Source organism: Aurantiacibacter xanthus (genome assembly GCF_003584015.1).
GTDB classification, from domain to species: Bacteria; Pseudomonadota; Alphaproteobacteria; order Sphingomonadales; family Sphingomonadaceae; genus Alteraurantiacibacter; species Alteraurantiacibacter xanthus.
Genome location: NZ_QXFM01000133.1, coordinates 1 through 21408 on the forward strand (window position 1 = coordinate 1; position 21408 = coordinate 21408).

A 21408-nucleotide genomic window follows, 5' to 3' on the forward strand; every position below is an offset into this window, starting at 1 on the left:
TTCCGGCACGGCTTCGAACAGATCGGCCACCAGCCCCAGGTCGGCGACCTGGAAGATCGGCGCATCGGGGTCCTTGTTGATCGCCACGATCACCTTGGAGTCCTTCATCCCCGCAAGGTGCTGGATCGCGCCCGAAATGCCCACGGCAACGTAAAGCTCCGGCGCGACGATCTTGCCGGTCTGGCCGACCTGATAGTCGTTGGGCACATAGCCCGCGTCCACCGCCGCGCGGCTCGCGCCGATGGCAGCGCCAAGCTTGTCGGCCAGCGGGGTGACGATCTCCTGGAAGGTCTCGCCGTCCTTCAGCGCACGGCCACCCGATACGATGGTCTTGGCGCTGGTCAGTTCGGGGCGGTCGCTCTTCACTGCTTCGAGGCCGACGAAGCTCGACAGGCCCGCATCGCCGGGGCCGCTCACCGACTCGACGCTGGCCGAGCCGCCCTCTGCGTCCGCCTTGTCGAAGGCGGTGGTGCGCACGGTGATCACCAGCTTGGCATCGCTCGATTCGACCGTCGCGATGGCGTTGCCGGCGTAGATCGGGCGGGTGAAGCTCTTCGGACCTTCGACCGAGAGAATGTCCGACACCTGCATCACGTCAAGCAGCGCAGCCACACGCGGGGCGACGTTCTTGCCGGTGGTGGTGGCAGGCGCGAGGAAGGCATCGTAGCCGTCCATCAGACCCGCCACGAGCGGGGCGACGTTCTCGGCCAGCATATCGGCATAGGCGGCGTCGCCAGCGTGGAGCACCTTCTCGACACCGGCAATCTTGGCGGCCTCGTCAGCCGCGCCTTGCGCACCGGCCACGAGCACATGCACCTGACCACCAAGCTGCGCGGCAGCGGTGACGGCAGACAGCGTGGCGGGCGCCACCGCGCCATCCGAAAGTTCAGCGAGTACGAGGGCAGTCATCAGGCAACTCCCAGGGATTTAAGCTTGGCAACCAGCGTATCGACATCGGGGACGATCTCGCCCGCCTGCCGCACGGGCGGTTCGCCCACGTGGGTGGTCTTGAGGCGCGGGGTGACGTCGACGCCAAAATCGTCGGGCGTCTTGGTGTCGAGCGGCTTCTTCTTCGCCTTCATGATGTTCGGCAGCGAGGCATAGCGCGGCTCGTTCAGGCGCAGGTCGGTGGTGACGATCGCCGGCAGGGCCAGTTTCACCGTCTCCAGACCGCCGTCGACCTCGCGGGTGACGCTGACATGATCGCCGTCGATGGCGACCTTCGAGGCGAAGGTGCCCTGCGGACGGCCCATCAGGGCGGCGAGCATCTGCCCGGTCTGGTTCGAATCGTCGTCAATCGCCTGCTTGCCGAGCATTACAATGCCCGGCTGTTCGGCCTCGGCAATCGCCTTGAGGATTTTGGCAACCGCCAGCGGTTCGACCTCGGCGTCGGTCTCGACGAGGATCGCGCGGTCGGCACCCATGGCGAGCGCGGTGCGCAGCGTTTCCTGCGCCTTGGCCGGGCCGATCGAGACGGCGATCACTTCTTCGGCAGCGCCCGCTTCCTTCAAACGGATCGCCTCTTCGACGGCGATCTCGTCAAACGGGTTCATGCTCATCTTGACGTTGGCGAGGTCCACCCCGGAGCCATCCGCCTTCACCCGCGGCTTCACATTGTAGTCGATCACCCGCTTAACGGGCACGAGGATTTTCATGGCTGTCCTCTCTCAAAAAACAGATGCCGAATATGTAAACCGCCTGACGTATACGTCAAGTGGACTGGCGACCGCTGCCGCTGAGGCGCTTGGCCCCGGCGGCAGCGGCAGTGCGCGGCGGATCAGGCCGCCTTCTTGACCTCGCCCACGATCTTCTGCGCGGCATCGCCCAGATTGTCGGCGGGAACGATAGGCAGGCCGGAGTTGGCAAGGATGTCCTTGCCCTGCTGCACATTGGTGCCCTCAAGGCGGACCACCAGCGGAACCGACAGGTCGACTTCCTTGGCCGCGGCAACGATGCCCTCGGCGATGGTGTCGCAGCGCATGATCCCGCCGAAGATGTTGACGAGAATGCCCTTCACCGCCGGATCGCTGAGGATGATCTTGAACGCCGCCGTCACCTTCTCGGTGGTGGCGCCGCCGCCCACGTCGAGGAAGTTCGCCGGGAACGAGCCGTTCAGCTTGATGATATCCATCGTCGCCATGGCAAGGCCCGCGCCGTTGACCATGCAACCGATGTCGCCATCGAGCTTGATGTAGGCGAGGTCGTACTTCGAGGCTTCGACCTCCATCGGGTCTTCCTCGGTCTCGTCGCGCATGGCTTCGACATCGGGGTGGCGATAGAGCGCGTTCGAATCGAAGCTCATCTTGGTGTCGAGCACCAGCAGGTTGCCGTCTTTGGTCTCAACCAGCGGGTTGATTTCGAGCATGTCGCAATCGAGCGTGGTGAAGGCCTCGTAAAGCTGCTTCGACAGCTTCTGCGCCTGCTTGTTGAGGTCGCCCGAGAGCTTCAGCGCGAAGGCCACTTCGCGGCCATGGTGCGGCATGAAGCCGGTGGCCGGGTCGATGGTGATGGTGGTGATCTTCTCGGGCGTCGAGTGGGCGACTTCCTCGATGTCCATGCCGCCCTCGGTCGAGACGATCATGGCGATCCGGCCCGAAGCGCGGTCAACCAGCATCGAAAGATAGTATTCCTCGGCGATGTCGACGCCGTCGGTGACGTAGAGGCGATTGACCTGCTTGCCCGCATCGCCCGTCTGCACGGTGACGAGGGTGTTGCCGAGCATCTCGCCCGCGTCCTTCTCGACGTCCTCGATCGACTTGGCGAGACGCACGCCGCCCTTGGCATCGGCGCCCAGTTCCTTGAACTTGCCCTTGCCGCGGCCACCCGCGTGGATCTGCGCCTTCACGACATAAAGTGGCCCGGGCAGCTTCTTCGCCCCTTCAACCGCCTCGGCAACGGAAGTGGCGGGATAGCCGGTGGGGATGCCGATGCCGAACTTTGCGAGCAGTTCCTTGGCCTGGTATTCGTGGATGTTCATGGGCGGTGCCTGTTCTCTTGCGTAGATGAGAGGAAAGGGTTTGCGGGTGCCTTAGGCACTATCGCGGCGCTTGCAAAGCCTTCGCACGTGCATCATCTGCAAGCTGCCCATGATCGATATCGACCGACTAGAGCTGATCTGCCGCGAGGCGGCCCGGATGGCGCTGTTCCTGTGGCCGGGGCAGGGCCACAAGCTGTCGAGCTGGGACAAGCTGCCGGGCAACCCGGTGAGCGAGGCAGACCTCGCCGTCGATGCCTTTTTGAAGCGTGAACTGGGCAAATTGCTGCCGTCTGCGGGCTGGCTATCGGAGGAATCGGTCGATTCGGACCAGCGGCTGGACCGCGATCTGATCTGGCTCGTCGACCCCATCGACGGCACCCGCGACTTCATCCGGGGCCGCACCGGGTGGGCGGTGTCGGTGGCGCTGATCAGCGGCGGACGGCCCCTGATCGGGATGCTTGTCGCGCCTGCGCGGGATGAGGTCTGGACCGCCACCGCTGGCAACGGCGCCTTTCGCAATGGCGAGAGGCTGGTGGCGAGTCGCCGCACCCGCTTTGCCGGAGCACGGGTGCCCGCCGATTCGCTGGAGCAGGAGGATCGTGACCTGACGATGGTCGACAAGCCCAACTCGATTGCTCTGCGCATTGCCATGGTCGGCGCGAACGAGGCGGATCTGGTGGCGACGCTGCGCTGGGGTTACGAGTGGGACATCGCCGCGGCGACACTGATCGCGCGTGAGGCGGGGGCGCAGGTGAGCGATGCCTTCGGCAAGCCGCTGGTGTTCAACAAGCGTGATCCGCGTGCCTTTGGCCTGCTGGTAAGCGCGCCGACGATTCACAGGGACGCGGTGGCCAGACTTGCCGATCGCGCGAAGGCGATTGCCGCGCCCGATTGAAGGGTGCTCACAAAAACGGCCTCCCGAAGGAGGCCGCAAGGGCGACTGTCCGCCGCCTTCGGCTGCCTGTTGGCAGCAGCAGCGAGGACGCCGGCCCGGATGGGCCGGCGCAACGATCAGTAGGCCGCGTTGACGTCAGCCTGAGTGATCGGGGTGATGCGGATTTCCACGCGGCGGTTCTGCGCGCGGCCCGCTTCGGTGGTGTTGTCGGCCACCGGGTACTGCTCGCCGTAACCGATCGATTCGATCCGGGCACGGGCCACCCCGCGCGAGACGAGGTAGTTCGTCACCGAATCGGCACGGCGGCGTGACAGGTCGAGGTTGTACTGGTCCGACCCGGTCGAGTCGGTGTGGCCCATCACGTCGATCAGCGAATTGGGATGGTTCACCATGCTCTGTGCCACGCCATCGAGCGTGCGGCGCATTGCAGGGGAGATGTCGGCCGAGTTCACCGGGAAGGTGACGTCGGGCAGATTGACCAGAATACCGTCGCCGTTGGGGGTCTGCGACACGTCGACGCCCGAGCCTGCGGTGGCCTCTTCCAGCTCCTTGATCTGCTCGTCCATGCGATAGCCGACATAGCCGCCAGCCGCCGCGCCGATGCCAGCGCCCACGATCCGGGCGGTCTTGCCGCCGATCAGGCCGCCGAGCAGGTAGCCGAGACCGGCACCGCCCACGCCGCCGATGGCGGTGCGCGAGGCATAGCGCTGGCCGGTGTTCGGGTCGGTCACGCATGCGCTGACCGTGAGGAGCGAGAGAATCGCGCCCGAGGCGACGAGAATTTTCCTGGTTTTCATGAATGTCCCTCTCTGATGACGACCGCCTGCGAAGCCGATCGGCAGGCCTGTCCATGCGCCCACAACGCGCCGTCTGCCAGTCCGTTCCTTAACGCAAGCCGTCTATCCCTTGCGCTTGGCCATTCGCCTTTGCCGCGCAATCTGCTAGCGCTCGAGGCCTGATGTCACCATTTCCCTGGGATTCGCTCGCCTATCTTGCCGCACTGATCGTGCTCAATGGCATTTTTGCCATGTCTGAGCTGGCTATCGTGTCGGCGCGTACCTCCAAACTGAACCAATCCGCCGAGCGTGGCAGCAAGAGCGCGCGCATCGCGAAGGATCTGGCGGCCGATCCGGGCAAGTTCCTCAGCACCGTGCAGATCGGCATCACGCTGGTCGGCATCATCAACGGTGCGGTGTCCGGCGCGGCGCTGGGCGGCCCGGTGGGCGAGCGGCTGGTGCTGCTCGGCCTCGATCCCGAGAATGCACCCGAGGTCGGCTTTGCCCTCGTGATCGTGGTGACAACCTACCTCAGCCTGGTGATCGGCGAACTGGTCCCCAAGCAGATCGCGCTGCGCTCTGCCGAACGGATCGCCATCATCATGGCGCGCCCGATGGACCTGCTGGCCCGCCTTGCCGCCCCGTTCGTCTGGCTGCTCGACAACTCTTCGAGCCTGCTGCTGCGCCTGCTGCGTGTGCAGCATCGCGGCGAAGAGACGATCACCGCGCAGGAACTGCAGATGATCTTCGCCGAGGCCACCCGCAGCGGCGTGATCGAGGAAGGCGAACGCGCGATCCTCTCAGGCGTGATGCGGCTGGCGAGCCGCCCCGTGCGCGAACTGATGACACCGCGCACCGAAGTCGAATGGCTCGACGTCAATGCCAGCGAGGATGAGATCCGCGCCCGCATCGCCGAGACCAGTCACTCGCTGTTGCCCGTGGCCGAGGGCGCGCCCGACGACAAGGTGCTGGGCGTGGTCAAGGTGCGCGAGGTGCTGGCGCAGATGGTGGCGGGCAAGCCGCTGGTGCTGTCGCAACTGGTGCGCAAGAGCGAGGTCGTGCCCGACCAGCTCGACGCCATCGACGCGATGCGCGCGTTGCAGCAATCGGGCACCGCGATGGCCATGGTCCACGACGAATATGGCCACCTCGACGGGATCGTCACTTCGGCGGACCTGCTGGCGGCGATTGCGGGCGATTTCGCCAGCCATCAGGACGAGGGCGACAGCCCCATGGTGGCCGAGCGCGAGGATGGCTCGCTGTTGATTTCGGGCGCATTGTCAGCCGATGCGCTGGCCGAGAAGCTCGATATCGAACTGCCCGAGCAGCGCGACTATGCCACTGCCGCGGGCTATGTGCTGGATGTGCTGAAGAAGCTGCCGACCGAGGGCGAGCATTTCACCGAGCACGGCTGGCGGTTCGAGGTCGTCGACATGGACGGCCGCCGGATCGACAAGCTGTTGGTGAGCCGGGCGGGCTGACCCCGGACCGGCTCAGAGCTCAAGGTTCAGGAAGGAACCGCGACGCGCGCGGCCTGTCCGTCACCTTCGGGGGCGACGAGGATCGTGCGCGTGGCATTGCCCTTGTCGACCGTGTGGGTCTGCGGATCGCCGACCATGGTGCGGATGCCGACCTCGGCATCGCCGGCGCTGCGCAGGGCGCTGGTCTCGATGGCGCTGCGCGCCGCCTCGCCGCCGAACAGCGCTTCGAGCGCCTGTTGCGCCGCAGTGCCTTCGGTGGGGCGGGGGGCGCCCGGATCGGGCGGGGTGAGGTCGAAATCGGGCGGGATCACCAGCGGCGCCTGACGCTGCACGGCGAATTCGTCGGGCCGGTCACGGTCGAGCTTGAGGCCGCCACAGGCGGTTGCGCCCAAGGCGGCGGCAACGATGATCGCGGTGCGGATGGAATTGCGCATAAAATCTCTCTTGGCCGTTGGCGCCTGTTCAGGCGGGGCTCTGCTCGTCGTCGGGTTTCTCGCGCATGAACAAGGCGCGGGCAAGGATAATCACCACGCCGATGCTGATCGCTGCGTCGGCGACGTTGAAAATGAGGAACGGGCGGAATTCGCCGATGTGGAAATCGGCAAAGTCGATCACATAGCCATAGGCGGAACGGTCGCGGATATTGCCCAGCGCCCCGCCGAGGATCAGCGCATAGGCAGCGATGTCGCCGAGCCGCCGCTCGCGCAGCATCAGATAGAGCACGACGCAGGCGATCAGCCCGGTGACGGCCACCAGCACCCAGCGCATTTCCATGCTCGTCGCCTCGAACATGCCGAGCGAGACGCCATAATTGTTGGTGCGGGTGAAATCGAAGAACGGCAGCAGCGGATAGTGATCGCCGATGGCGGTGAGGCCGAGGTCGTCGACCACGAAGCGCTTGAGCCACTGGTCGGCGAAATAGATCACCGCCGCAATGGCGAGCCCGAGGGCGCGCAGCTTGTTGGCGGCGCTCATGCCTTTTCATCCATCCGGGCGACGACGGTTTCGCAGCGGCCGCACAGGTCGCCGTCCTCGGCGACTTCGGGCAGGTGCCGCCAGCAGCGACCGCACTTGTGGTGGTCGCTCTTCGTCACCGCCCAATCGCCGTGATGGACGGTGGAGGAGATGAACAGTTCGGCCCAGTCGACGCCTTCGATCTCGGTCGGTACGGTGACCTCGGCCTGCAGGCTCGATCCGATGACCTTTTCGCGGCGCAGCGGCTCGATCCGTTCGAGCGCCTCGGCGCGGGTTTCACGGATGGTCTCCCAGCGGGCCATGTCGGCCTCCACCGCAGGCACCTCCGGCCACTCCAGCAGATGCACCGAGCCACTTGTCGGATAGCGCGTGCCCCAGACCTCTTCCGCCGTGAACACCAGCACCGGCGCGGCATAGCGCACCAGTGCGTGGAACAGCACATCGAGCACGGTGCGATAGGCGCGGCGCTCCAGCCCGTCGGGCGCGTCGCAATAGAGCCGGTCCTTGCGGATATCGAAGAAGAAGGCCGACAGGTCTTCGTTCGCGAAGTCGGTCAGCGCGCGGGTGTAGGCGTTGAAGTCGAAGTCGGCGATGGCTTGCCGCAGCTTGCCGTCCAGCTCGCCCAGCAGTGCCAGCACATAGCGCTCCAGCTCGGGCATGTCGGCCACTTCGACCTTTTCGTCGTCCGAGAAGCCATCCAAAGCGCCGAGCATATAGCGGAAGGTGTTGCGCAGCTTGCGATAGCTGTCGCCCACGCCTTTCAAGATTTCAGGGCCGATCCGGTGGTCCTCGGTGAAGTCGACCGACAGCGCCCACAGACGGATGATGTCGGCACCGAACTCCTCCATCACCTTCAGCGGGTCGATCGAATTGCCGAGGCTCTTCGACATTTTCCGACCGTCTGCCGCCATGGTGAAGCCGTGGGTCAGCACCGCCTTGTAGGGCGCGCGGCCACGGGTGGCGCAGCTTTCGAGCAATGACGACTGGAACCAGCCGCGATGCTGGTCGCTGCCTTCGAGGTAGAGGTCGGCGGGGCTTTGCAGGTCGGGCCAGCGGCCCGATTCGAGCACGAAGGCATGGGTGCAGCCCGAATCGAACCAGACGTCGAGAATGTCTTTGACCATCTCGTAGTCGTCGGGGTTGTAGTCGGGGCCGAGCAGCTGCGCGGCGCTATCGGGGTCCCAGCCATCGACGCCCTCGGTGCGGATCGCCTCGATGATGCGGCGGTTGACCTGCGGGTCGACCAGATATTCGCCGCTCTTGCGGTCGACGAACAGGGTGATCGGCACGCCCCAGGCGCGCTGGCGCGAGAGCACCCAGTCAGGGCGGCCCTCGACCATCGAGCGGATGCGGTTCTGGCCCTTGGCGGGGACGAAGCGGGTCTTCTCGATTTCGGCCAGGGCGGTTTCGCGCAGGGTGGCGGTGTGGTCGGCCTGCACGCCCAGCGCCACGGCCGCGCCGAGCGCATCGGGCACGGCGGTGGGGAAGTCGAACGGCTTCACCGGCTTGTCCATCGGCACGAACCACTGCGGGGTGCAGCGATAGATCACCTTGGCCTTCGAGCGCCACGAGTGTGGGTATGAATGGCGAGTGGTTTCGTCATTCCTCGCCGACAGCAAGGCCCCAACAGCCCTCAAGTCCGAGCAGATCGGGCCATCGGGCGCGTTGAAGCCGGGGTTGATGACCGAACGGCGGCGCGGCTTGCCCTCGTCGTCGAGATCGTCAGCGCCGAGCCAGAGCCAGTCGTCCTTATAGACACCGCCCGCATCGACCACGAACTTGGGGCCGATGCCGTGGGCCTTGCACAGGTCGAAGTCGTCCTCGCCATGGTCCGGCGCCATGTGGACGAGGCCGGTGCCGCTGTCGGTGGTGACGAAGTCGCCGGGGAGGAGTGGGCGCGGCTCGGCGTAGAACCCGCCGAGGTGATGCATCGGGTGACGGGCGACGGTGCCGGCTAGGCTTTTGCCGGAATGGGAATATCGACTGTCGTATGGGTCGAAATCACCCACTTCCCGATAGTAGTCTTCAGCTGTCACTGTGAAGGTTTTTCCATCGGTACGGTCACTAGCCGCGTTCAGAGATGCTTCGATTCTAGATGCAAACTCTCGAATTCTGTCACGTGCCACGAGAAAAACTCGCCCGTCACTTACGTAACCGGACATTACGTTTGTCGATGTGGTCCCAGCCAAATGTTGGGTCGTTTCGCTAATTCTTAGCCTGACCAGCAGGTAATCAACCTCAGGCCCATAGGCCAAAGCCTGGTTCACCGGGATCGTCCACGGCGTGGTCGTCCAGATCACCGCATAGGCACCCTTGAGCGCTTCAATCGGCGATTCGACAATCTCAAACGCCACGTCGATCTGCGTCGAGGTGATGTCCTCGTATTCGACCTCGGCCTCGGCCAGCGCGGTTTTCTCAACCGGCGACCACATCACCGGCTTCGCGCCGCGATAGAGCTGGCCGCTTTCCGCGAACTTCAGCAGCTCGGTGACGATCCCCGCCTCGCTGTCGAACTGCATCGTAAGATAGGGATTGTCCCAGTCGCCGCTGATGCCGAGCCGCTTGAGCTGGCTGCGCTGCGTGTCGACCCAGTGCTGCGCATAGTCGCGGCATTCCTGGCGGAACTCGCGCGGCGGCACCTCGTCCTTGTTCTGCTTCTTCTTGCGGTACTTTTCTTCGACCTTCCACTCGATCGGCAGGCCGTGGCAGTCCCAGCCGGGCACATAGGGCGCGTCCTTGCCGAGCAGCGACTGGCTGCGGCAGACCATGTCCTTGAGGATATGGTTCAGCGCATGGCCGATGTGCATGTCGCCATTGGCATAGGGTGGGCCGTCGTGGAGGATGAATTTCTCGCGGCCTTCGCGCGCGGCGCGGATCTGTTGGTAGAGGCCTTCCTCTTCCCAGCGTGCGGCAATACGGGGCTCCTTTGCGGGGAGCCCGGCCTTCATGGGAAAATCGGTCTTCGGGAGGAAGACGGTGTCTCGGTAGTCGCGCTTTTCGGTCATTGGCCCGGGGCCTTAGCGGGGGCGGGCGCTTTGGGCAATTTGGTTTCACGCGGAGACGCGGAGGCGCGGAGAGGTTATGCCATCGGCGAAGCCGCCCATATTCGCCTGCGTCGTGACATCGGAACTGCCGTTCCAGTGGGAAGAGCGGCTCCGCCGCAAGCGCTCTATCTCCGCGTCTCCGCGTCTCCGCGTGAGTCGGAAAGCAACTCCCGCGCCCGGTCGCAATCGGCGGTCATCTGCGCCACCAGAGCATCGAGCGAGTCGAACTTCGCCTCGGGGCGCAGGAAGTGGTGCAGGGCCAGCTCGATTTCCTGCCCATAGAGGTCGCCCGAAAAGTCGAAGAAATGCGGTTCGAGTACTTCGCGCGGCGGGTCGAAGCTGGGGCGCACGCCGAGATTGGCCGCGCCTTTCAGTTCCTGCCCCGTCGCCACGATGCGCCCGGTCGCGGCATAGATGCCGTAGCGCGGGCGCAGGTAGTGGCCCATGTCCATGTTGGCGGTGGGAAAGCCGATCGTGCGCCCGCGCTTGTCGCCGTGCACCACCACCTCGCGAATCGCGAAGGGGCGGGTAAGCAGCCGCGCGGCGACATCGCATTCGCCAGCCTTCAGCGCGTCGCGGATGCGGCTGGACGAGACGACCTGATTGTCAAGCAGCACGGGCGCAATCGCCCTTGCGCCAAGCCCGCAGGTCGCGCCGACATCGCGCAGCACCGCGACATTCCCGCCGCGGCCCTTGCCGAAGGTGAAGTCTTCACCCGTCACCACGCCCGCCGCACCGATTCGGCCTGCGAGCAGATCGCGCACGAAGTTTTCTGCGGGCATCGCCGCCAGTTCATCGTCGAAGGCGAACACCAGCATTGCGTCGGCCCCGGCGGCGGCGAACAGCTCGGCGCGCTGGTCGAGCGTGGTCAGGCGGAACGGCGGGACATGCGGCGCGAAGTGGCGCACCGGATGCGGATCGAAGGTGGCGATGATCGCGGGCCGACCCTCGGCGCGCGCCCAGTTCACCGCCTCTTCGGCAACCCGCTGGTGGCCGAGGTGAAAGCCGTCAAAGTTGCCTAGCGCAACTATTGCCCCGCGCAGGGCCTCGGGCAGCGTATCGCGATGGCTAAGGCGAATCATGCCGCGCTCACCCGCTCCAGGCTCACGAAGTCGTAAGCGGGGAAGCCATTGGCGGCGGGGCGACTCTCGCGCGCAACCTCGCGCCAGCCGGTCTCGGGCGAGGGGGCGGGCATGAAGGTGTCGCCCTGGGTCTCTTCAAACACCTCGGTCAGTTCGAAGTGGGTGCCCATATCCCACATGGCCTTCCAGATTTCCGCCCCGCCGATCACCGAGAGATCGCCGTCGCCTGCGAGCGCCAGCGCCTCTGCGGGCGAATGGGCGACTTCGGCGCCCTCGGCCTGCCAGTCGGCCTGGCGGGTGATCACGATATGGCGGCGACCCGGAAGCAGGCCGGGCAGGCTCTCGAACGTCTTGCGGCCCATGATCATGGGTTTGCCCATGGTGTGGCGCTTGAAGTGCTTCAGATCTTCGCTGATGGCCCAGGGCACCTGCCCGTCTTTCGCGATGCAGCCGTTGGTCGCCCGCGCGACGATGAAGAGAACCTGCCGTGCCATCAGCCGACCCGCGTGATGTGGCCCATCTTGCGGCCTTCGCGCGCCTCGAGCTTGCCATAGAGGTGCAGATGCGCGCGCGGGTCAGCGAGGTGGCGGGCAATAGCGAAGGCCTCGGGGCCGATCAGGTTGTCCATCACGACCTTGCCCGCCACGCTCGACGTATCGCCCAGCGGCAGCCCGGCGATGGCGCGAATATGGTTCTCGAACTGGCTGGTGACCGCGCCCTCGATGGTCCAGTGTCCCGAGTTGTGCACGCGCGGGGCCATCTCGTTGAACACCGGGCCATCATCGGTGGCGAAGAACTCGCAGGTCATCACCCCGACATAGCCGAGCGCTTCCGCGATCCGCTGCGCCAGCGCGCGCGCCTCGGGCACCTGCTCGCCGACAATGGCGGGGGCGGGCAGCACCGAGTGGGCGAGAATGCCCTGCTCGTGGGTGTTGTGGGTCGAATCCCAGAACCGCACCTCGCCATCGCGCCCGCGCACGAGGATCACGGAGAATTCGGCCTCGAAAGTGACGAAGCCTTCGAAGACCATCGGCGTGGCGACGACTTCGCTGGCAGAGATATCGGCGGCGCTGGCGATGCGCCACTGGCCCTTGCCGTCATAGCCGTCGCGCCGGGTTTTCACGATGGCAGGGGTGCCGAACCGGGCAATCGCGGCCTCCAGATCGGCCATCGAATCGACCGCCGCAAAAGGCGCAGGCGTACCGCCCAGCTCGCTGACGAAGCTCTTTTCACTGAACCGATCCTGCGCCACTTCGAGCGCGCGCGGCCCCGGCGCGAGCTTCGCCTGATCGAGCGCCAGCAGCGGGGCGACCGGCACGTTCTCAAACTCGTAGGTGATCACGTCGCAGGCCTCGGCGAAGGCAGCCAGCGCGGCGCTGGCGCTCCAGTCGGCGCGGGTGTGCGCGGGCGAGACATCGGCGGCGACCGAGTGCTCGTCGGGCGCGAAGACGTGGACGCGGTAGCCGAGCTGCGCGGCGGACATGGCCATCATCCGGCCCAGCTGGCCGCCGCCCAGAATGCCGATAGTGCTGCCGGGTGCGAGCATCCGCGTCAGTCGACCGGCTTTTCGGCGACCGCTTCGGTCTGCGCGGTGCGCCAGTCGATCAGGCGCTGGCGCAGGCCCTCGTCGGTCAGCGCGAGGATCGAGGCGGCCATGAGCCCGGCATTGGTCGCGCCCGCTTCGCCGATGGCGAGTGTGCCGACCGGAACGCCCGCAGGCATCTGCACGATCGAGAGCAGGCTGTCCTGCCCCGACAGGGCGCGCGATTTGACCGGCACGCCCAGCACCGGCAGGTGGGTGAGCGCCGCCACCATGCCCGGCAGGTGCGCCGCGCCGCCGGCGCCGGCGATTACGACCTCAAATCCCTCGTCCGCCGCGCCCTTGCCGAAGCTGTGCAGCCGGTCAGGCGTGCGGTGCGCCGAGACGATCCGCGCCTCGTAGGCGACGCCAAGCTGGTCGAGCACCTTGGCGGCACACTGCATGGTTGGCCAGTCGGACTGGCTGCCCATAACGATAGCGACTTTGGGTACGGCCATGAACCTCAAGCGTCCTTTAGGTAGTAGTACGGTGCGGGATTCAACGTAGAATCGAACTCGTAGACGATGGGCTGGCCGGTGGGGATTTCCAGCTCGGTGATTTCGTCATCGGGAATGTTCGACAGGTGCTTGACCAGCGCGCGTAAGCTGTTGCCATGGGCAGAAATTATCACGGTTTCGCCCTTGGCCAGCTCGGGCAGGATTTCCGCCTCCCAATAGGGCAGCACCCGCTCGATAGTGAGCTTCAGGCTCTCGGTATCGGGCACGTCGATCCCGGCGTAGCGCGGATCGCCGGCGAGATCGAACTCGCTGCCCGCTTCGAGCGGCGGCGGCGGCACGTCGAAGCTGCGGCGCCAGACCTTGACCTGCTCTTCACCATGCTTTTCGGCGGTCTCGGCCTTGTTGAGCCCGGTCAGCCCGCCATAGTGGCGCTCGTTCAGGCGCCAGTCCTTGGTCTCGGGGATCCACAGGCGGCCGCATTCTTCGAGCGCCAGATGCAGCGTCTTGATCGCGCGCTTCTGCACCGAGGTGAAGGCGCGGGTGGGCAGCACGCCCTTGTCCTTCAGCAACTGCCCTGCCGCGCGCGCCTCGGCCACGCCCTTTTCGGTCACGTCGACGTCCCACCAGCCGGTGAAGCGGTTTTCCAGGTTCCACTGGCTCTGGCCGTGGCGGACGAGGATCAGGGTGGGCACGGGCGCTGTTCTCCTGCGGGGACTAAATTAGCGAAGGCAGCGCGTTAGCGACCTGAGCCGTCGTTTGGAAGGGGGCTCGCCGTGTCTGTCCCCTCGCGAATCGCACCGGCGCGCGCCTGGGCCTTGCTTTGCGTCTTGCGACGCCGCAAATTCTCGCGCAGTTTTTCCGCGAGCCGTTCCTCGCGTGTTTGTTTGCCACTCATGGGCTATGTCATGGCGCGATTGCAGCGCAGGCTCAAGCTTGCCTTGACATTCGTCTCGCCCGCGACAATAGGGCCCGCCTGCTTCGCATGATGGCGACGCTGCTGTAGCTCAGTGGTAGAGCGCACCCTTGGTAAGGGTGAGGCCGGGAGTTCAATCCTCCCCAGCAGCACCATCATTTGCCGGAGCGGACCTTCCCCGCACACCAGATGCAAAAAGGCCCCGGATCGCGCCGGGACCTCTTGCGTCGATGTTATCTGGTGCGGTCAGTAGAGCAGGCCGTAGTAAGCGTAGATTCGCTGCCCGAATTCCTGATCGTAGCTCGGCTGGTCGCTTTCGGCGAAGCGCGGCGCATCGCGCAGGCGCTCCTTGTCGATATTCACGACATAGCCGCCGACCGATTCGTCATAGTCGAGCGCTTCCCACGGCAGTGGGTGCTGCTCTTCCCCGATGCCGAGGAAGCCGCCGAAGCTCATCACGGCATATTCGACGCGGCCCGAGCGCTTGCCCAGCATCACTTTCTTGATGTGACCGATCTTTTCACCGTCGGTGGCATAGACACTGGTGCCTTCCACCCGGTCGGAACCGATGAGGTCAGCGCTCGAATCGCGTTCGAGCGGGCGCGAACGGTCGAAGTCGCGGCGTTGTGCCAGTTCAGCGTCGGAATAGGTGCGGGTGGTGCTCATCTCAGTCATGGCTCTCTCCTGGACTGTCGGGATGGGTAAAACGCGTTTCGTTTCAGCCCTTTCACCTACCCAACGGGCGGGAGTGAAACCCTATCCCGGTTTCGCCCCATCGCAGCCACGACTCGGCGAAGAGATGCCTATTCGGGCAAGGCTGCCCGCACGTCGGCCCAGTCAGCATGTTTGCGGAACTGCGCCTCGACATAGGGGCACTGCGGCTCGATGGTGAAGCCGTGCTCGCGCGCGTCGGCCACCATTTCCTTCACCAGCGCCAGCGCAATGCCTTTCCCGCGCGCTTGCGGAGGAGTGAAGGTGTGTTCGGCGATTCGCGCCTCGCCGCGTGCGGTCCAGGTGAGGACGGCGGGGCGGTCTGCGCCTTCCACGGGGGCCGAGTAGGTGCCGTGGGTGGTCTGGTCGTCGTGGGTGATTGCGATGCTGTCGCTCATGGCCGTGATGCTCCTTCTTGCGTCCAACGGGCGGAGGCCTATGGCTGTTCCATGCTGTTTCTCTCCGACAATACCGCGCGTGTCCATCCGCAGGTGTGGGCGGCGATGCAGGCTGCCGACGCGCCCGATGCTCCCTACGACAACGATGCGCTGAGCCAGCGGCTCGATGCGGCGTACTCCGAGCTGTTCGGGCGCGACTGCGCGGCCTTGTGGGTCGGCACCGGCACGGCGGCCAATTGCCTGTCGCTCGCCACGCTGGTCGAGCCGCACGGCGCGGTGATCTGCGAGGAAAACGCCCATATCGAGCGCGACGAATGCGGCGCTCCGGGGTTTTACCTCCACGGCGCGAAGTTGCTGCTGGCCAGCGGCGAGGGCGCGAAGCTGACCCCGGAGGCGATCGAGGCCGTGGCGGCGGGCATCACCCGCGGGGTGCATCAGGTGCCCGCGCAGGCGGTATCGATCACGCAGGTGAGCGAATATGGGCTCGCCTATAGCCCTGACGAACTGGCCGCCATCGGCGCAGCGGTTTCACGGCTCGGCCTGGGCCTGCACATGGACGGGGCGCGATTCGGCAATGCGGTGGCCTTTCTCGGCTGCGCTCCGGCTGCGGCGGCAGGCCCGGCTGACGCGCTCAGCTTCGGCTTTACCAAGAACGGTGCGATGGACGCCGACGCTGTGGTGCTGTTCGACCCCGCGCAGGCCGACCTCGTGCGCTGGCGGCGCAAGCGGGCGGGGCATCTGCGCTCGAAGGGGCGCTTCATGGCCGCGCAGCTGCTGGCCATGCTTGAGGGCGACCTGTGGCTCGACCTTGCGCGCAAGGCCAATGCGGCGGCGGTTCTGGTGGCCGAGGGCGCGGGCGAGCGGCTGCTCTATCCGCACCAGTCGAACGAGCTGTTCGTCCGCCTCAGCCCTGAAGAACGCGCCGCGCTGCGCGCCGAGGGCTTTGCCTTCTACGACTGGGACGACGCCCACGCGCGCATTGTCGCCGCCTGGGACACCCGGCCCGAGCATGCCCAAGCGCTGGGCCGCGCCATCGCCCGTCTATGAGCGAGGCCCCGCCGCACACCCTGCTGCGTCCCGCGATTGCGCTGCCCTTTTTGCTGGTAGCGCTGATCTGGGGCTCGACCTGGTTCGTGATCACCACCCAGATCGCCGCAGTGCCGCCCGCATGGTCGGTGACATGGCGCTTCGTGCTGGCGACTCCCGCCATGTTTGCGCTGGCGCTGGCTATGCGGAAAAAGCTCGCCATGCCGGGGCGGGCACATCGGCTGGCGGTGCTGATGGGGCTGTTCCAGTTTTGCGGGAACTATATGTTCGTCTACTGGTCGGAGTTGCACCTGACCTCGGGCATCGTGGCGCTCTTGATAGGGATGATGCTGGTGCCCAATGCGATACTCGGGCGAATCTTGCTGGAGCAGGCGATCACCGCGCGGTTCCTGATCGGCAGCGTGATCGCGCTGGCGGGCATCGGGCTGCTGCTGCTGAACGAGGCGCACACCGCGCCGCTCGGCGGGAATGTCGCGCTGGGCGCGCTGCTGGCGCTGACCGCGATGCTCTCGGCCTCGATCGCCAATGTGATTCAGGCGGGCCCCGCCGGAAAAGACGTGCCGCTGGTGAGCCTGCTGGCATGGTCGATGCTATACGGCGTGCTGTTCGACGCGGCGATTGCCTTCGCGCTGTTCGGCGCGCCGGAAGTGCCGGGCGATCCGGCTTACTGGCTGGGCACCGCATGGCTGGCGCTGGTGGGTTCGGTCGTCACCTTCCCGCTTTACTACGATCTGGTGCGCAAGTTGGGCGCGGGTCGCGCGGCCTATAACGGTGTGCTGGTGATCGTGGTGGCGATGGCGGTTTCGACCGTGCTCGAAGGCTATCACTGGTCGGCGCTAGCCATTGGGGGCGGTGCGCTGGCGATGGTCGGGCTGCTGGTGGCCTTGCGCGGTAGGCAGGTCAAAGCATGCTCCTGAGCCCCTCGCGATAGGTCGGGTAAAGCGGCCGGAACCCGAGTACCCGCCTCGCCTTGCCGTTCGCGACCCGGCGGTTCTCGGCATAGAACCCGCGCGCCATCGGCGACAGGCCTACCTCCTCCAGCGACACCAGCGGCGGCGGCTCCACCCCCAGCAGGCGGCAGGCCTCCTCGATCACGGCGTTCTGGCTGGCGGGCAGGTCGTCGGCGAGGTTGTAGGCCCCCGGCAGTGCCTGCCATCCGGCCATCACCCCTTGCGCGATATCCTCGACATGGACCCGGCTGAACACCTGTCCGGGAAGGTCGATCCGGTGCGCCTTACCGCTCGCGACCCGCTCGAACGCGCTGCGACCCGGACCGTAAATCCCCGGCAGGCGAAACACCCGCGCGTGCAGCGCCAGCCATTGCGAATCGGCCTCCGCGCGTTTGGTGCGGCGGCCCGTGGCGACCGGTGCGCTCTCGTCGACCCATGCCCCGCCGGTATCGCCATAGACGCCGGTCGACGACAGATAGGCCAGCCGCTTGCCTGCCAGCGCCTTGCCATAGCGGGCAAGCACCGGGTCGCCCTCGTCGCCCGGCGGGACCGAGGACAGCACCAGGTCCGCCTCGCGCAGCGCCGCCAGCACCGCATCGGCATCGCCGAAAGCCACATCGCCATCGCTGCCCGTCGCCCGTACCGAAAGTCCGGCGGAAACCGCGAGGTCGCCGATGCGTTTCGCACTGTAACCGAGTCCAAATATCAGCAATCGCGTCATCCGGCCTTCATACCCCCTCGACCTTGCAGCGAAAGTGCCTAGATCGTCCCCATGGATATTGCCCGCACCCCCGACATGGCTGACGCCGCTCCCGAACCTCATGACCCCGTGACGATCCGTCGCGAGGACTATCAGCCCTTCGGCTGGCTGGTGCCCGAGGTGGCGCTCGATTTCGATCTGGGGCTTGAAACAACGCGGGTGACCGCGCGCCTCACGCTGGCCCGCAATGCCAAGGCCCCGCGCGCCGAGGCGATCCGCCTCAACGGCGACGAGCTGGAGCCGGTCAGCGTCAAGCGCGATGGCGAGGTGGTGAACGACTGGCACCGCGACGGGGCCGACCTGATCGTGCCGCTCAGCGGCGATGCGCACGCGCTGGAGATTGTCACCGAAGTCGCACCGGCGAAGAACACCAAGCTGATGGGGCTCTATGCCTCCTCGGGCATGCTGTGCACCCAGTGCGAGGCCGAGGGTTTCCGCCGCATCACCTTCTTCCCCGACCGGCCCGACGTACTCTCGACCTACCGCGTGCGCATGAGCGGCGACAAGGCGACCTTCCCCGTCCTCCTCTCCAACGGCAACCCGGAGGCGAGCGGTGAGGGGGATAACGGCACCCACTGGGCCGAATGGCACGACCCCTGGCCCAAGCCGAGCTATCTGTTCGCGCTGGTGGCGGGCGATCTGGTCGCCAATTCGAGCAGCTTCACCACCATGAGCGGGCGCGAAGTGGCGCTCAACATCTACGTGCGCGAGGGCGATCTGCCGCGCACCGGCCATGCGATGGACTCGCTCAAGGCCTCGATGCGGTGGGACGAGGAGACCTTCGGCCGCGAATACGATCTCGACGTGTTCAACATCGTCGCCGTCTCCGACTTCAACATGGGGGCGATGGAGAACAAGGGGCTCAACGTCTTCAACACCAAATATGTGCTGGCCGACCCCGAAACCGCCACCGACGCCGATTTCGACGCCGTGGCGGGGGTGATCGCGCACGAATACTTCCACAACTGGTCGGGCAACCGCGTGACCTGCCGCGACTGGTTCCAGCTCTCGCTGAAAGAGGGTTTTACCGTGCTGCGCGACCAGTTGTTCAGCCAGTACATGGGCTCGGACGCGGTCAAGCGGATCGAGGACGTGCGCGTGCTGCGTGCGGCGCAGTTTCCTGAAGATTCCGGCCCGCTGGCGCACCCGATCCGGCCCGATTCCTATCGCGAGATTTCCAACTTCTACACCGCCACCGTCTACAACAAGGGCGCCGAAGTGATCCGCATGATGCGGACCATGGCGGGTGAAGAGGCCTTCCGGAAAGGCAGCGACCTCTATTTCGACCGCCACGACGGCGAAGCGGCCACCTGCGAGGACTTCGTTCGCGCGATGGAGGACGGCGCGGGGCTCGACCTCAAGCAGTTCCGGCTGTGGTATTCGCAGGCGGGCACCCCGAAAGTCCGCGCGCAGCTCACGCACGAGGGCAACACCGCGACCCTGCACCTGTCGCAGATCGTGCCGCCCACGCCGGGCCAGCCCGAAAAACAGCCGATGCCGATCCCGCTCAAGGTCGCGCTGTTCGACCGCGCCAGTGGCGAGCGCGGCGAGGAGCATTTGCTGGTGCTCGACAAGGAAGAGGCGAGCTTCGCCTTCGCGGGTTTTGCCGCGCTGCCCGCGCTGTCGATCAACCGCGGCTTTTCCGCCCCGGTCTCGATCGAACGCGAGGTGGCGCGTGAGGAACTGGTGTTCCTTGCCGCGCACGACGACGATCCCTTTGCTCGCTACGAAGCGATGCAGGATCTGATCGTCGGCCATCTGGTCGATGCGATCGAGGGCAGGCTGGATGAGGCGCAGCGCGCGGCGGGCCGCGCCGACATCGCCGGGGCGCTCGGCGCGGTGCTGCGCGATGCGGCGCTCGACGATCTGATGCGCGGCGAACTGCTGGTGCTGCCGGGCGAGGGCTATCTCGCCGAGCAGCAGACTGTCGCCGATCCGGGCAAGATCCACGCCGAGCGGCGGGCCCTGCGCGCCTATCTCGGCGCTCAACTGGCGAGCGACTTCACCGCGCTGTACGAGCGCGCCGCCAAGGTGCCCTTCGCGCTCGACGCCGAGGCCAGCGGCGCGCGCAAGATCAAGACGCAGGCGCTGGTCTATCTCGCCGCGAGCGATCCGGCCAGGGCAGCCGAGCTTGCCGCGCAGCAATACGATATGGCCGACAACATGACCGACCGGCAGGGCGCGCTGATGGTGCTGGCTGGGCTCGACAGCCCCGAGCGCACGCACAAGCTGCTCGACTTCTACAACCGCTATCAGGGCAATGCGCTGGTGATCGACAAGTGGTTCGCGTTGCAGGCGGGCTCGCTGCATCCCAATGTGCTTGAGCACGTGCGGGCGCTGGCCAAGCATCCTGACTTCACCCTGTCGAATCCCAATCGGGTGCGTTCGCTCTATATGGCCATGGCGGTGAACCCGCAGGCGTTCCACGCCGCCGACGGCGCGGGCTATGCGATGATCGCCGATCTCATTCTGGCGCTCGACCCGATCAACCCGCAGACGGCAGCGCGGTTCGTGCCGCCGCTGGGGCGCTGGCGGCGGATCGAGCCCCTGCGCGCCGAGCAGATGCGTGCGCAGCTCGAGCGAATCGCCGCGGCGGGCAACCTGTCGCGCGACACGCAGGAACAGGTGGCCCGCAGCCTTGGCTGACCTGCGCGAAATCCTGCGCGCCGAGGCGCTCGCCGGGGTGCCGCACGGCTTCCTCACCGGGCTCGGCCACGAAGGCGAGCCCGATCCGGCCCGGATCGTGGCAGGCGCCGAACTGGTGCGGGTAAAGCAAGTCCACTCGCCGCGCGTGGTCTTCGTCGAGGCGCCGTTCGCCGGAGACGAGCTGCCCGAGGCCGATGCGCTGGTGACCGACCGTCCCGGCCTCGTGCTCGGTGTGGTCACTGCCGACTGCGCGCCGGTGCTGCTGGCCGACCGTGCGGCGGGGGTCGTTGGCGCGGCCCATGCCGGCTGGCGCGGGGCCTTCGGCGGGGTGCTCGAAGCGACCGTGGCCGCGATGATCGAGGCGGGGGCGACTCGCGAAACCATCGTCGCCGCCATTGGCCCGACCATCGCGCAGGCGAGCTATGAGGTCGATCAGGCCTTCCATGATCGTCTGGTCGAACACGACGCCGACAACGCGGCGCTGTTTGCGCCCGGTGCGCCCGCGCATCACCAGTTCGATCTGCCCGCCTATGTCCGGCGGCGACTGGAGTCGGCGGGCATAGGCCGGATCGACGATCTCGCGCGCGATACCTACACCGAGGAGCAACTGTTTCATTCGTTCCGCCGCGCCACCCACCGGGGCGAGCCGACCTATGGACGCCAGTTCTCACTGATCGCCTGCCCGACCTGACCCGCTGCCAGGCGTCTTATTGCGA

General features: G+C 66.2%; 21 protein-coding genes and 1 tRNA gene. 7 read left to right on the plus strand and 15 right to left on the minus strand.

Going from position 1 to position 21408, the window contains the following annotated elements:
• The 3 genes from D2V17_RS16555 to sucC form a co-directional block, all read right to left on the minus strand.
• The coding region (locus D2V17_RS16555; RefSeq protein ID WP_147367449.1) for an electron transfer flavoprotein subunit alpha/FixB family protein at positions 1-909 on the minus strand (909 nt) is incomplete at its 3' end.
• A complete protein-coding gene (locus tag D2V17_RS16560; RefSeq protein ID WP_119594008.1) occupies positions 909-1655 on the minus strand; it encodes an electron transfer flavoprotein subunit beta/FixA family protein in 747 nt (248 codons plus the stop codon). The genes D2V17_RS16555 and D2V17_RS16560, both read right to left, overlap by 1 nt.
• A gap of 122 nt (positions 1656-1777) precedes the next feature.
• On the minus strand, positions 1778-2977 hold the full coding sequence (gene sucC / locus D2V17_RS16565; protein WP_119594035.1) for an ADP-forming succinate--CoA ligase subunit beta: 1200 nt from the start codon (positions 2975-2977) through the stop codon (positions 1778-1780).
• Positions 2978-3086: 109 nt separating this feature from the next.
• Between sucC and D2V17_RS16570 the strand changes: the two genes are divergently transcribed.
• Positions 3087-3872, plus strand: coding sequence for a 3'(2'),5'-bisphosphate nucleotidase CysQ (locus tag D2V17_RS16570; RefSeq protein WP_119594086.1), 786 nt, complete (start codon positions 3087-3089; stop codon positions 3870-3872).
• A 116-nt stretch (positions 3873-3988) separates the two neighbouring features.
• Here D2V17_RS16570 and D2V17_RS16575 read toward each other — a convergent pair whose 3' ends face one another.
• A complete protein-coding gene (locus D2V17_RS16575; RefSeq protein ID WP_119594037.1) occupies positions 3989-4669 on the minus strand; it encodes a YiaD family glycine zipper/OmpA-like lipoprotein in 681 nt (226 codons plus the stop codon).
• Positions 4670-4830: 161 nt separating this feature from the next.
• Here D2V17_RS16575 and D2V17_RS16580 point away from each other — a divergent pair, with 161 nt between their 5' ends.
• A complete protein-coding gene (locus D2V17_RS16580; protein ID WP_119594038.1) occupies positions 4831-6129 on the plus strand; it encodes a hemolysin family protein in 1299 nt (432 codons plus the stop codon).
• 26 nt (positions 6130-6155) lie between these two features.
• Here the strand turns inward: D2V17_RS16580 and D2V17_RS16585 are convergent, their stop codons facing one another.
• The 8 genes from D2V17_RS16585 to gpmA form a co-directional block, all read right to left on the minus strand.
• Positions 6156-6563: a DUF3035 domain-containing protein gene (locus D2V17_RS16585; RefSeq protein WP_119594040.1), complete on the minus strand. Its 408-nt coding sequence runs from the start codon at positions 6561-6563 to the stop codon at positions 6156-6158.
• A gap of 28 nt (positions 6564-6591) precedes the next feature.
• Complete coding sequence (lspA, locus tag D2V17_RS16590; protein WP_119594042.1) at positions 6592-7104, minus strand: signal peptidase II; 513 nt, start codon at positions 7102-7104, stop codon at positions 6592-6594.
• Positions 7101-10109, minus strand: a complete 3009-nt coding sequence (locus D2V17_RS16595) for an isoleucine--tRNA ligase (RefSeq protein WP_119594044.1) — start codon at positions 10107-10109, stop codon at positions 7101-7103. Before D2V17_RS16595 ends, lspA begins: the two co-directional genes overlap by 4 nt.
• Before the next feature lie 164 nt (positions 10110-10273).
• Positions 10274-11230: a bifunctional riboflavin kinase/FAD synthetase gene (locus tag D2V17_RS16600; RefSeq protein WP_119594046.1), complete on the minus strand. Its 957-nt coding sequence runs from the start codon at positions 11228-11230 to the stop codon at positions 10274-10276.
• The gene (locus tag D2V17_RS16605; protein ID WP_119594048.1) at positions 11227-11724 is read right to left on the minus strand and encodes a dihydrofolate reductase; all 498 of its coding nucleotides are present in this window, start codon (positions 11722-11724) and stop codon (positions 11227-11229) included. Before D2V17_RS16605 ends, D2V17_RS16600 begins: the two co-directional genes overlap by 4 nt.
• Positions 11724-12776 carry a 5-(carboxyamino)imidazole ribonucleotide synthase gene (locus D2V17_RS16610; protein ID WP_119594050.1) on the minus strand — a complete coding sequence of 351 codons (1053 nt, stop codon included), beginning with the start codon at positions 12774-12776 and terminating at the stop codon, positions 11724-11726. The genes D2V17_RS16605 and D2V17_RS16610 overlap by 1 nt, the downstream gene beginning before the upstream one ends.
• A gap of 5 nt (positions 12777-12781) precedes the next feature.
• Positions 12782-13267, minus strand: coding sequence for a 5-(carboxyamino)imidazole ribonucleotide mutase (purE, locus tag D2V17_RS16615; protein WP_119594052.1), 486 nt, complete (start codon positions 13265-13267; stop codon positions 12782-12784).
• 5 nt (positions 13268-13272) lie between these two features.
• Positions 13273-13959: a 2,3-diphosphoglycerate-dependent phosphoglycerate mutase gene (gene gpmA / locus D2V17_RS16620; protein ID WP_119594054.1), complete on the minus strand. Its 687-nt coding sequence runs from the start codon at positions 13957-13959 to the stop codon at positions 13273-13275.
• 301 nt (positions 13960-14260) lie between these two features.
• Here gpmA and D2V17_RS16625 point away from each other — a divergent pair.
• A tRNA-Thr gene (locus tag D2V17_RS16625) sits at positions 14261-14335 on the plus strand.
• 91 nt (positions 14336-14426) lie between these two features.
• Here D2V17_RS16625 and D2V17_RS16630 read toward each other — a convergent pair.
• Together D2V17_RS16630 and D2V17_RS16635 are read right to left on the minus strand one after the other, a co-directional pair.
• Complete coding sequence (locus D2V17_RS16630; protein WP_245978773.1) at positions 14427-14855, minus strand: PRC-barrel domain-containing protein; 429 nt, start codon at positions 14853-14855, stop codon at positions 14427-14429.
• A gap of 128 nt (positions 14856-14983) precedes the next feature.
• Positions 14984-15289 (minus strand): GNAT family N-acetyltransferase, encoded by a 306-nt coding sequence (locus D2V17_RS16635; RefSeq protein WP_119594056.1) that lies wholly within the window; start codon positions 15287-15289, stop codon positions 14984-14986.
• Between the two features lie 51 nt (positions 15290-15340).
• On the opposite strand from D2V17_RS16635, the gene D2V17_RS16640 reads away from it, so the two are divergent.
• A complete protein-coding gene (locus D2V17_RS16640) occupies positions 15341-16336 on the plus strand; it encodes a threonine aldolase family protein (protein ID WP_119594058.1) in 996 nt (331 codons plus the stop codon).
• The gene (locus D2V17_RS16645; protein WP_119594060.1) at positions 16333-17253 is read left to right on the plus strand and encodes a DMT family transporter; all 921 of its coding nucleotides are present in this window, start codon (positions 16333-16335) and stop codon (positions 17251-17253) included. Before D2V17_RS16640 ends, D2V17_RS16645 begins: the two co-directional genes overlap by 4 nt.
• Here the strand turns inward: D2V17_RS16645 and D2V17_RS16650 are convergent.
• Positions 17237-18007 (minus strand): Rossmann-fold NAD(P)-binding domain-containing protein, encoded by a 771-nt coding sequence (locus D2V17_RS16650; RefSeq protein WP_119594062.1) that lies wholly within the window; start codon positions 18005-18007, stop codon positions 17237-17239. The two genes, D2V17_RS16645 and D2V17_RS16650, sit on opposite strands and share 17 nt — an antisense overlap.
• A gap of 51 nt (positions 18008-18058) precedes the next feature.
• Between D2V17_RS16650 and pepN the strand changes: the two genes are divergently transcribed.
• Positions 18059-20692: an aminopeptidase N gene (pepN, locus tag D2V17_RS16655; protein WP_119594064.1), complete on the plus strand. Its 2634-nt coding sequence runs from the start codon at positions 18059-18061 to the stop codon at positions 20690-20692.
• Complete coding sequence (gene pgeF, locus D2V17_RS16660; RefSeq protein ID WP_425453653.1) at positions 20685-21383, plus strand: peptidoglycan editing factor PgeF; 699 nt, start codon at positions 20685-20687, stop codon at positions 21381-21383. The genes pepN and pgeF overlap by 8 nt, the downstream gene beginning before the upstream one ends.
• The last annotated feature ends 25 nt before the right edge of the window (positions 21384-21408 follow it).